General features: G+C 63.1%; 12 protein-coding genes. 7 read left to right on the plus strand and 5 right to left on the minus strand.

What is annotated here, in order from left to right; translation table 11 throughout:
• On the plus strand, positions 1-1623 hold a 1623-nt coding region (locus EN749_RS20645; protein WP_128363855.1), incomplete at its 5' end, for an L-glutamate gamma-semialdehyde dehydrogenase.
• A 69-nt stretch (positions 1624-1692) separates the two neighbouring features.
• Here EN749_RS20645 and EN749_RS20650 read toward each other — a convergent pair.
• The 4 genes from EN749_RS20650 to EN749_RS20665 all read right to left on the minus strand — a co-directional run bounded on the left by EN749_RS20650 (position 1693) and on the right by EN749_RS20665 (position 5817).
• Positions 1693-2007, minus strand: a complete 315-nt coding sequence (locus tag EN749_RS20650; RefSeq protein ID WP_027039045.1) for an antibiotic biosynthesis monooxygenase — start codon at positions 2005-2007, stop codon at positions 1693-1695.
• 60 nt (positions 2008-2067) lie between these two features.
• Positions 2068-2901, minus strand: coding sequence for an energy transducer TonB (locus EN749_RS20655; protein ID WP_245491465.1), 834 nt, complete (start codon positions 2899-2901; stop codon positions 2068-2070).
• Positions 2902-3169: 268 nt separating this feature from the next.
• Positions 3170-3613, minus strand: a complete 444-nt coding sequence (locus tag EN749_RS20660) for a hypothetical protein (protein WP_128363862.1) — start codon at positions 3611-3613, stop codon at positions 3170-3172.
• A 5-nt stretch (positions 3614-3618) separates the two neighbouring features.
• Positions 3619-5817, minus strand: coding sequence for a TonB-dependent hemoglobin/transferrin/lactoferrin family receptor (locus tag EN749_RS20665; protein ID WP_128363856.1), 2199 nt, complete (start codon positions 5815-5817; stop codon positions 3619-3621).
• A gap of 198 nt (positions 5818-6015) precedes the next feature.
• On the opposite strand from EN749_RS20665, the gene hemP reads away from it, so the two are divergent.
• The 5 genes from hemP to EN749_RS20690 all read left to right on the plus strand — a co-directional run bounded on the left by hemP (position 6016) and on the right by EN749_RS20690 (position 10237).
• Positions 6016-6228, plus strand: coding sequence for a hemin uptake protein HemP (gene hemP, locus EN749_RS20670; protein ID WP_127271521.1), 213 nt, complete (start codon positions 6016-6018; stop codon positions 6226-6228).
• 124 nt (positions 6229-6352) lie between these two features.
• Positions 6353-7414: a hemin-degrading factor gene (locus EN749_RS20675; protein ID WP_128363857.1), complete on the plus strand. Its 1062-nt coding sequence runs from the start codon at positions 6353-6355 to the stop codon at positions 7412-7414.
• Between the two features lie 10 nt (positions 7415-7424).
• Positions 7425-8333 carry a hemin ABC transporter substrate-binding protein gene (locus tag EN749_RS20680; protein WP_127396590.1) on the plus strand — a complete coding sequence of 303 codons (909 nt, stop codon included), beginning with the start codon at positions 7425-7427 and terminating at the stop codon, positions 8331-8333.
• A gap of 11 nt (positions 8334-8344) precedes the next feature.
• A complete protein-coding gene (locus tag EN749_RS20685) occupies positions 8345-9442 on the plus strand; it encodes an iron ABC transporter permease (protein WP_127267526.1) in 1098 nt (365 codons plus the stop codon).
• A gap of 6 nt (positions 9443-9448) precedes the next feature.
• Positions 9449-10237 (plus strand): heme ABC transporter ATP-binding protein, encoded by a 789-nt coding sequence (locus EN749_RS20690; RefSeq protein ID WP_128363858.1) that lies wholly within the window; start codon positions 9449-9451, stop codon positions 10235-10237.
• Positions 10238-10266: 29 nt separating this feature from the next.
• Here EN749_RS20690 and rirA read toward each other — a convergent pair whose 3' ends face one another.
• Positions 10267-10728, minus strand: coding sequence for an iron-responsive transcriptional regulator RirA (rirA, locus tag EN749_RS20695; RefSeq protein WP_128363859.1), 462 nt, complete (start codon positions 10726-10728; stop codon positions 10267-10269).
• 275 nt (positions 10729-11003) lie between these two features.
• Between rirA and EN749_RS20700 the strand changes: the two genes are divergently transcribed.
• A partial coding sequence (locus EN749_RS20700) for a DUF445 family protein (RefSeq protein ID WP_128363860.1) occupies positions 11004-11291 on the plus strand: 288 nt, incomplete at its 3' end.

The raw sequence follows: 11291 nt of genomic DNA on the forward strand, positions 1-11291 counted from the left end.
CGGGGCGCCATCGTCTGCATTTCACCGTGGAACTTCCCGCTCGCCATCTTCACCGGCCAGATCGCGGCAGCACTTGTCACCGGCAATTCGGTTATCGCCAAGCCGGCCGAGCAGACGCCGCTGATCGCTTTCCGTGCTGTCGAACTGCTGCGCGAGGCTGGTGTGCCGGAAGACGTCATCCAGCTTCTGCCCGGCGACGGCCCGTCGGTCGGTGGCCCGCTGACCGCTGACCCGCGCATTGCCGGCGTATGCTTCACCGGCTCGACCGAGGTTGCCAAGCTGATCGAGAAGCAATTGGCCGAGACGGCCGCGCCCGACGCCATGCTGATCGCCGAGACCGGCGGCCTTAATGCCATGATCGTCGATTCCACCGCGCTGCCCGAACAGGCGGTGCGCGACATCCTCGCCTCGGCCTTCCAGAGTGCCGGCCAGCGCTGCTCGGCGCTGCGCGTGCTCTATGTGCAGAAGGATGTCGAGAAGAAGATGCTGGAGATGCTGAAGGGCGCCATGGAGGCGCTCAATGTCGGCGATCCCTGGCGGATTTCGACCGATGTCGGCCCGGTCATCGACGACGAGGCACAGAACTCGATCCGCGAGTACTGCACGAAAATGGGCCTGCAGGGCCGGCTGATCGCCAAGCTCGAAGCGCCGAAGGAAGGGCGCTTCGTCGCGCCCCACGTCTTCCGCGTCAAGGGTATCGAGGATATGGAGCGCGAGGTGTTCGGGCCGGTGCTGCATGTCGCCACCTTCGACGCCGACGAGATCGACGCGGTCATCGCTGCCATCAACCGCAAGGGCTATGGCCTGACCTTCGGCCTGCACACCCGGATCGAGGGCCGCGTGCAGCATTTCGTCGACGGCATCCATGCCGGCAACATCTATGTCAACCGCAACCAGATCGGCGCCGTCGTCGGTTCGCAGCCGTTTGGCGGCGAGGGGCTTTCAGGCACCGGTCCGAAGGCCGGCGGCCCGCACTACCTCCGCCGCTTCCGCAAGGGGCCGGAGGCTGGCACCCATGTGCAGGATGGCCACAAGGTCACGGCGACCGAACTTGCCGACAATCTGCCCGATCCCGCACTTGGCGGCTGGTCGACGCGGCCCGACCGGATCGCCATTCTGAGGAAGCATCTGCGCGGCAAGGGTGCTGCGGCCATTGGTGCGGCCGCCGGCATCGATTTCGGCCAGGTCGACCTGCCTGGGCCGACCGGCGAGGCCAACACGCTGTCGCTGTCGCCACGCGGACGGGTGCTGTGCCTTGGTCCTGACGGCGATACGCTGCTGGCGCAGACGATCCAGGCGCTCGCCGCCGGCAATGCGGTGCTGGCGGTGGCGCCCGGCGCACCGGCAGCCCTTTCCGCGTTGACCGGCAAGGGCCTGCCGCTGGCCGCCATCGACGGCCGGCCGGATCCGGTCGAGGCGCGCGCGCTACGCGTCGACGTCGTCGCTTTTTCAGGCACGTCCGAGGCCGCGCGCATCGTGCGCAAGGTCATCGCCGACCGCTCCGGCCCAATCGTGCCGCTGGTCACCGAGGTGCTCAACCCGGCGGCTTATGCGCATGAGCGCGCGGTCTGCGTCGACACCACCGCTGCTGGCGGCAATGCGAGCTTGCTGGCCGGGGCCTGACCCCGGTCAACTTTTGTTTTTATGCATGTCGTTGTCCCAAAAATCGGGACCACTTTTGGACGACATGCATTACGCGCCTTCGACGACCGAAAAACCCTCGAACTGGGGGTGGCCGAGATAGTGGACCTTTGTCGTGCCGACATTCCTGTGGGCGGCGCGGAAATTCTCGGACTTGGTCCAGGCGATAAAATCGTCGTGGCTGGCCCACACCGTGTGCGACGCGAAAAGCGTGTAGCCTTCGGTCTCGTTGACCGGGCCACGCAGCAGATGGAATTCCCTAAACCCCTTCATCTCAGCAAGGCTGGAGTCGCGGTTCTTCCAGACGGCTTCGAAATCGTTCTCCGAGCCGGTCTGCACCTTGAAGCGGTTCATTGCGATGTACATGGCGGTTCCTTTCGTACGGATGTTGATGATTGGCGGCTGCAGCGTTTGTTCTGCGCACATTCAAAATGGGCCGATTTCGGTCTCGAACTCCAAATTTGCGCTTGCTGCCTGTGGTGGAATCGGAGGGAAGGGGGCTGCCTTGCGGACAATGCCAAGCGCTGCCTGATCAAAAGCCGCCGATCCTGAGGTTTCCAGAATGCGCAACTCGTTTATGTTGCCCTTCCTGCCTATGACGAATGTGACAACCGCATTGTTGCGTGCCGCCAGCTGTAGGGAAGGCGGGAGGGTGCGATTGACGCTGCCGAGCTTTCTAAAAACATCGCCGCGGTAGTTGTCTTCCGCGGCCGTGCCTGCCTCCTTTTGCCTTTTGCCCTTGCTGGCTGCTTGCGCCGACCGGTCCTCGCCATCCGCCGCGCCGCGCTTCTCATCCGCCATCTCTGAAGGGGCAGCTGCCGGAGTTGGCCTGGCTCTAGGGATCGGAGGCCGCTCCGGAACGGCGACAGGCGCTTCCGTGCTCTCGGCCTGAACGGTTGGCTCCGCTGGTGTTTCGGCCTTCCTAGCCACGGTCTGATCATCGGAGCGCGGGGCGCCGGCCACCAATATTTCGGGGGTCACCGGCGGCTGTTTGACGGGATTCGGAACCGGCCTGAGGAGCGGCTTTGCTGCTTCCGTGACAGGTTGGGAGGCCTCCGTTGGCGGCATTGGCTTGGGCGGCGTTGCTGGCTGTGGTCTGGCCGGCTGCGGGTTCGGCACCAGTGCAACGTTTATTGCCGGCGCTTCCTTGTCCAGCGCGCTGCCGGCCACATTGGTGCCCGACTGTTCACTACCTTCCGGCTGCTCGGCGTCCTGGAAACTGGAAATCCCCGTAGGGGAGATCAGAAAGGCCGCCGCCACCGCGACATGGAGCAGGCAGGAGACGACGATCGCCGCCGTCCATTTGCGGCTCCAGGCCGATGGCCGCGGCAGCGCGAGCGGCTCGCTTGGCTCTATGGTCAGCTCGGCGCCGGCCTCGGGGAGGGGATTGATGTCCTGCATGTCTCGCCGCGAGACCTGCAGCGACAAGAGCAGAGTTGTCAAATCAAGATCGTTCGCCGGCAGTCTGCTATCGCCGGCCAGAGGCTGCACTACGGTGTTTCGCGGGAATGCATGATGCAGCCCCACCTCAGACTCCGAAAGCGATCCCGGTCTTGGTGTCCGTCTTCAGCTTTCGCATGCAGGCGTTCGGTTCGACGCCGGTACCGGTGCATTCGGTCGCGCTGTTGATCAGCACGCGGCTGACTTTCGAGCACTCGGTGCCGGCCAGATCGAAACGCGTCACCTTGGTCTTGCCTGCCGGCAATTCCTTGAAGTCGAGCACGGTCAGCCGGTCGACGACGCCGGACTCGTTGAACAGGGCGATCTCGAACGCCGCCTTGGACAGGTCGGCGCCGAGATTGTTGTTGACCACGAACGTCAGGCGGCAACCCTTGTCGGAAGGTTGCGCACCGTTGAGTTCAAGGGTCAGCGCAGGGACCGGCGCGGACTCTTGTGCCCACGCCGGAACCATCGCAAGCGACATCGCCAGCATCGAGGTCAGCAGACGAAGGGATGTCATCAAGCTCGTCATGGTCATCAGCCTCCAAATCGCATCGTCGCCGCCAGCTTCAGGGTGACGCCGGGCTCGTAGGCTGCGAAAACCGGCTGCGGCGGCTGGCCGGCCGTGGTCAGGTTGAGCGGGTTGGCGTATTTTACATCGAACAGATTGTCGGCGCGGAAATCAATCTTCAAATTGTCCGTCGCCTGGTAACTGGCAAAAGCATTGACCAGCGTGTAGTCCTCGGCGATCGGATTGCCCTTGGGCTTGCCATTGTATTGCACTTCGCCGCCCACGGTCAGCTTGTCCTCGAGGAAGCGCAAGCCGAGCTGCGCGATGACCTGGGATGAGGGGATGGTCAGCAGGTCGGCCCGAACGTCCTTGTAGGAAATGGTATGACCATTGGTGATTGAGGCCGAGAGCCCGGCATAGCCCCATCCGGCATCATAGACGCCCTCAAGTTCGAAGCCGTCGATCTTGGCCTTGGCAAAATTCTGGTACTGGAAGCATATCGGGATACCGGGTCCGCTCGGGCAGCCGGCTGTCGGGTCAAACCGCGACAGGGTAACGCCATCGATGTAGTCTTCGACATCGTTGTTGAAATAGGCTGCCTTGATGCGCAGCGCATCGCCGACTTCGAGGATGTCATCCTGCTTGTAGTTGACGCCGAATTCGACGGTCTTTCCGGTTTCCGGCCGCAGATTGGGATTGGGCAGGAACGGGAAGGTGACACCTGCCGGATGGCGACCGCTGATCAGTGTTTCCGACAGGGAGGGTGACCGGTATCCTTCCGCATAGGTGCCGTAGAATTGCAGGCCGGCAAGGCTGGCGCTGTCAAAAGGCGAGACGCCGACGGTGATGCGTGGCGACAACCGGTCCCCCGACGTTTCGTGTGTGTCATCCTTGAGGCTGTAATTGTCGTAACGCAGCCCGGCGATGACTTCGAGCCACTCCCAGGTGAGCTTGTCCTGGACATAGGCGCCGGAGACGTTCCGCTTGCCGGAAGGCGTATAGAAGCTGTCGCCACCGGCCGTGCCGCCGGTCTCGACTTTATCGCCGGCCCAGTCGCCGCCATAGGTCAGTTCGTGCGCGATTCCCGCAGTCTCGAATCTGGACGTGTTCCAAATGTCGATGCTGGTCGTGCCGATGTCGAATGTCGATGTCGAGCCAGCCGGCAAAACAACTGGAAGGCCGGTGCTCGGGTCAAACCGGTTGAGAGGCACGAGGCTGGTCAGATCGAGATTGGTCTTGTTGTAGGAGGTGTTGATATGGAGATCGAGCCAGCTCTTGTCCTCATCCGTAATGTTGTAGCGGGCGGTGAAGGTGTTCGACTTCAGGTCGACGTCATTGACCGGCACGCCGCCGCTGATCTCGTTCCAGCCGTCGCTTGAGCCGACCCAGCCGAGCTTCAGCTCACTGTTGTCGGTCGGCCGGATGGTGGTCTTGAGCAGGTCGCTAAGCACATCGAAGCCGGTGCCCTTGACGGTGTCGCCACCGCCATCCTTGTAGTCGTCATAGTTGCGGTAGACGATGTTGCCGAGCACATCCCAGTTCTCGTTGAGGCGGTAGGCACCGGATGCGCTTGTTGTCCAGCCCTTGCCGTTGCTCTCATAGCGTCCCGTGACGGAGCCGGCCCATGTTTCTTCCGGCTTAAGGAAATCCCCGGCGTCCTTGGTGTCGAAGAAGACGACGCCGCCGATGGCGCCTGAGCCATAGGTGTTGGCGACAGGACCACGGATAACATCCACGGATTTGACGAGTTCGGGGTCGATGTAGAAGGTCGACTGCGTGCCGTGGTCGGAACGCTGGAAGTTCTGACGGGCGCCGTCGACGATGACCGCGACGCGACCAAAATCCTGCAAGCCTCGGATGTTGATACTGGTGCTGACGCGTCTGGCGTCGGCCTGCGCCGCGACGCCGGGCACGCCAAGCAGCATCTCATTCGGCGTCGTCGCCATGCGGCGGTCGAGCTGTTCCTGGCCGACATGGCTGGTCGATGCCAGCGATTCGATCGCCGTCTCGCCGGTGCGGCTGATGACGAGGATCTTGTCGAGCAGCGTTGCTCCCGCTGGTGCGGCGTTTTCTTCTTCAGCCTTCTTCGTTTGCTCTGTCGGCTGCGCCGCTTGCTGGGCGTTAGCCAATTGCGCCGACAAGGCGATAGCCGCCACGCTTGCCAACAATGCCGCCGCGCCGTTCGCCGCCGACCGGCCACGCCATTCCCAAGTCACCAACCCCATGCCCCAACTCCAAAGTCCAGGTTTCATGCTGGCTGGCCCGGGGCTGGCTGGCATTTTTGATCGTCTCCGGCGTCTTAAATGTTGACTCATTTAATCCGGTATTGCACTGACTAGTAAACATGATTATTCAAGTCAAGAAATGAATCGGATTACGCAACGCCTAGCCAGACGCCCGGCACAGGAAAGGGATCGACAGAGATGAACACCCACAATCCCAACGATTTTCGCTATCGCGTCCGCCGTTCCGACGATGCCTCGGCCCCCACCCGTTTCGACCGGGTTCCGCTGGCGGTGCGAACCCTGTCCAGCAACACCCTGTTCCAGGGCGAGCACGAGATCGGCATTGAGCATCACGGTGCGCTCTACCGGCTGAAGATCACCCGTCAGGGCAAGCTCATCCTCAACAAGTAGGGCTAGAGCGGTTCACCGTTTCACGGAAACGCCGAACCGCTCTAGCTCTTTGTTTTAACGCAATTCCGGACGGAAAACCGTTTCACACTTTTCCCGGAATTGCTCTAGGCAGCAGGGACGAAACATGGATCAGCGCGTAAAACCCGCCCCGCATGAAATCCGGCGGGCACGGACAGACAATCCGAAGACGCGCGAGCGTGATCTGGCTGCCCAGCTCGGCATTTCGGAAGCCGAACTGGTCGCCGCGCATTGCGGCGACGGCGTCGTGCGCATCGAGCCGCGCGTCAACGATCTTCTGGCCGGCCTCGAGGCCGTCGGCGAGGTCATGGCGCTGACCCGCAATGAGAGCGCGGTGCACGAAAAGATCGGCGTCTATGACAAGGTCGTCACCGGCAACCACAATGCCATGGTGCTTGGCGAAAACATCGACCTGCGCATCTTCCCGAAGGTCTGGGCACACGGCTTTGCCGTCGAGAAGCGAGACGGCGACGAAATCCGCCGCAGCCTGCAGTTTTTCGATGCGGCGGGCGAGGCCGTGCACAAGGTGCATTTGCGTCCGGCCTCCAGCCTCTATGCCTATCAGAAGCTGGTTGCCGCGCTCGAATCGTCCAATCAGGAGCCGACCGTCGACATTTCGGGACCACTCCCCGATGACGAGAGCCATGGCGACGAAGCGGCCGCCAATCTCGACGATCTGCGCGACCGCTGGAGCCGGCTGACCGATGTGCACCAGTTCTTCGGCATGCTGAAGACGCTGAAGCTCAGCCGCCGGCAGGCGGTGCGCCTGGTCGGGCAAGACTATGCCTGGCAGCTCGACAATGATGCCGTCCGTGCCATGTTTCATCACGCTGCGGAGGGCGAGATGCCGATCATGTGCTTTGTGGGAAACCGCGGCTGCATCCAGATCCATTCCGGTCCGATCAAGTCGATCAAGCCGATGGGGCCATGGATCAACGTGCTGGACGAAACCTTCCACCTGCATTTGCGGACCGACCACATCCAGGAGGTCTGGGCGGTGCGCAAGCCGACCAAGGACGGTCATGTCACCTCGCTTGAGGTCTATGATTCCGACGGCAAGATGTTCATCCAGTTCTTCGGCAAGCGTCATGAAGGCGAAAGCGAGCGGGACGACTGGCGCTTCCTGGCGGAAAACCTGCCGCGCATCCCAAGCGCGACCGCAGCCTGAGGAAAATGCGATGCGTTTTTTCCCAAGATTGTCGACCGTGCGCGGATCTATTTTCCGGCCGGTGATCGGTATCTCCATGGCTGTTATCGCACTGCAATCCGCCAGCGCCATGGAAGGCACGGCCGTGTTTGCCGATCCTTCGAAAATCGTGGCCGTTGGCGGCTCGATCACCGAGATCGTCTATGCGCTCGGCGAGGAAAAGCATCTGGTGGCTCGCGATTCCACCAGCCGGTACCCAAAGGCGGCGCTTGAGCTGCCCGATGTCGGCTATATGCGTGCGCTGTCACCGGAAGGCGTGCTCTCGGTCAACCCGACCGGCATCCTGGCGTTGCATGGCAGCGGTCCCAAGGAAGCCGTCGACGTCTTGAAGAAGACGAGCGTGCCGTTCATCGAAGTGCCCGAGCACTATAGCCACGAAGGCATCCTCGAAAAGGTCCGTATCGTCGGCAAGGCGCTCGGCGTCGACGCCAAGGCCGAGGTGCTCGCCGGGGAGCTCGATGCCAAGCTCACGGCAGCCGAGAAGCCGACGACGTCGATCAAGGAACGCAAGCGCATCCTGTTCGTGCTGTCGATACAGGGCGGCAAGATCCTGGCGGCCGGCAGCGAGACCGCGGCCGACGGTATGGTCAAGCTGGCTGGCGGCGTCAACGCGGTCGAGGGCTTTTCCGGCTACAAGCAAATGTCCGACGAGGCGATCATAACCGCCAGACCGGACGTGATCCTGATGATGAGCAATGCCGGGCCTCCGGTCTCGGACGACGAACTGTTCGGCAATCCGTCGATCGCCTCGACGCCGGCCGGAAAGGCGCGCAAGCTGATCCGCATCGACGGTGCCTATCTGCTCGGCTTCGGGCCACGCACGGCCGATGCCATCCACGACCTCGCTGTCTCGCTTTATGGCGGGCAGGTCACGGACTGAACGGGCGGATCATGGTCGATCAATCGATCGCCGGCCCGGTGATGGCAAGCGTATCCGAAGGCGACAGGTCGGGCCGCGCCCGCATCGTCATCCTTCTGCTGTGCCTGGGGCTGGCGGCTGCCGTTTTTCTGTCGCTGACATCGGGGGCTTCGGACGCTTCGGCCGTCAACGTCATCGGGGGCTGGCTGTTCGGCACAGTGCCTGATGACGCCGCGGTGAGCGCCCGCGACAGCCTGATCGTCTATGACATCCGCCTGCCGCGCATCATCCTCGGCATGCTGGTCGGTGCGGCGCTCGCGGTCTCCGGCGCGGTCATGCAGGGACTGTTCCGCAATCCGCTGGCCGACCCCGGCCTGATCGGCGTCTCGGCCGGCTCCAGCCTCGGCGCGGTTGCCGTCATCGTGCTCGGCGCCACGATATTGGCTCCGGTGACCGCCTTGCTCGGCACGCTTGCACTGCCGCTGGCGGCCTTCTGTGGCGGGCTCGCCACCACGCTGGTGCTTTACCAGGTCGCGACGCGGCGGGGGCAAACCTCGGTTGCCACAATGCTGCTTGCCGGCATCGCGCTGGCGGCGCTCGCCATGGCGCTGACCGGCATTCTTATCTTTATGGCCGACGATCGCCAGTTGCGCGACCTGACCTTCTGGCAACTCGGATCGCTCGGCGGCGCAACCTGGGCGAAGATCGCGTCGGTAGGGCCGATCATCGTGCTGGCGCTGGCGGCGATGCCGTTCCTGGCACGCGGCCTCAACGCGCTGGCGCTTGGCGAGGCGACCGCCGGTCATCTCGGCATTCCGGTGCAGCGGCTGAAATACACGGCCATCGTCGGCGTCTCTGCCGCGGTCGGCGCATCCGTCGCCGTCAGCGGCGGCATCGGCTTCGTCGGCATCGTGGTACCGCATCTGCTGCGCCTGCTGATTGGTCCGGACAATCGCTATCTGCTGCCGGCGTCGGCGCTGCTCGGTGCCTCGCTGCTGCTTCTGGCCGATGCGGTCGCACGCACCATCGTTGCGCCGGCCGAACTGCCGATAGGCATCGTCACCGCGATAGCGGGCGCGCCGTTTTTCCTTTGGATCCTGCTGCGCAAGCGCGGCGTGGTTGATTTGTGAGGCTTGATGATCGAGGCCAAGGATGTTTCGGTTGATATCGCCGGCAAGCCTATCGTCAGCGGTATCGATTTCCACGCGCGGCCCGGCGAGATCGCCGCCATCGTCGGCCCCAATGGTTCGGGCAAGACGACCTTCCTCAAAGCGCTCTCCGGCGAACTCACCTATACCGGGCGCGTTGCCCTCAACGGCCGAGATCTCTCGACGATGAAGCCGGTCGAGGTGGCCGTCCATCGTGCCGTGCTGCCGCAGGCGACGACGCTGTCGTTCCCGTTCACCGTGCGGGAAGTGGTCAAGCTCGGCCTTGTCGGCGGCCGCTCAGGCGTCTTGCCGGGCGAGGATGCGCGGCTGCCGGAACGGGCGCTGGCGCGTGTCGATCTCGACGGCTTTGCCGGCCGTTTCTACCAGGAGCTTTCGGGCGGCGAGCAACAGCGCGTCCAACTCGCACGTGTGCTGTGCCAGGTCTGGGCACCGGTGCTCGACGGCAAGCCGCGTTTTCTGTTCCTCGACGAGCCGGTTTCCAGCCTCGACATCAAGCACCAGCTGATCATCATGAACATTGCCCGCGACTTCGCCAGAAGGGGCGGCGGCGTGGTCGCCATCCTGCACGACCTCAATCTGACCGCCATGTATGCCGACCGGATCTTCGTCATGCATCGCGGCAGGCTGGCCGCCACCGGGTCGCCGCGAGATGTGCTGAGCGATGACCTGATCGAAAAAGTGTTCGACTGCCGGCTCAGGGTCGGCGTGCTGCCGGCCGGCAATATGCCGTTCGTGCTGCCTCAGTCAGCGGCTTGATTGCAGATCTAGCCCGCGCCCCTGCTGGGTCAGGCAGCTGGTGCGCGGCGCTCCAGCATGTCGATTCCGAGCAGGTTGCGCACATTCGGACGTGCCGCCACGAGGTCGGCGATCGTATAGCGCTCCAGCACGGCGAAGAACGCGTTCAGCGCCTCGCGCAGCGCCGAGTTCAGCGCGCAGCTATCGACGAGCGGGCATTCGGCGGCATCGTTCTCGAAGCATTCGGCCATGGCGAAGCTCTCTTCCGTCACGCGCACGACATCGAACAGGCTGATGGCTCCGGCCGCCCGGCCAAGCTTGACGCCGCCATTCCTACCTCGCACGGTCTGGACGAGGCCGTGCTCGACCAGGGGCTGCAGGATCTTGAACAGGAAAAGCTCCGACACCGAATACGCGGCCGCGATCTCGGGGATACGGCTCAATCGGTCATCATTGGCCGCGCAATACATCAAGATGCGCATGGCATAGTTGGTCTGGCGCGTAAGCCGCATTTTGTCCTCACAAGGCACTGGTGCGGTGCAACCACGCCAGATCTGGAAATTTTGCTGATATGGCTTTGACCCGAATTTCCGGATTCGCCACATTGGCTCGGGCGGAATATGGCCTATACCTTGGAATAATTCCAGACTAGCTTCGTGCGATAGATGAATTTTCTCCTCAACTTTGTGTGCGCGGCCGGGGAAAGTTCCGGACGAAACCCGCTGTCGCGGGTATTTCGGCCATCGGAACACTAAATAGGCTGAGATCGACGAGGAGCGGCTCACCCATGTCACAATCGGCTTCGCCCCTGGCGCCGGTCCGTTTCGATGCCGAGGCGGATGCCAAGCTTTCCGCGTTGCGGCGGACAAAATTCCTTGCGGCGGCCGCACTGGCGCTTTGCGTGCTGGTGTTTGCGCTCGCCAAATCCTTCGAGCGCACCTATCCATGGCTCGGCTTCGTCGCCGCCTTTGCCGAGGCCGCGACCATCGGCGGTCTGGCCGACTGGTACGCGGTGGTGGCGCTGTTCAGGCGGCCGCTGGGGCTGCCGATCCCGCACACGGCCATCATCCCGGAG

Origin of the sequence: Mesorhizobium sp. M7A.F.Ca.ET.027.02.1.1 (assembly GCF_004022985.1) — a bacterium.
Taxonomy (GTDB): Bacteria; Pseudomonadota; Alphaproteobacteria; order Rhizobiales; family Rhizobiaceae; genus Mesorhizobium.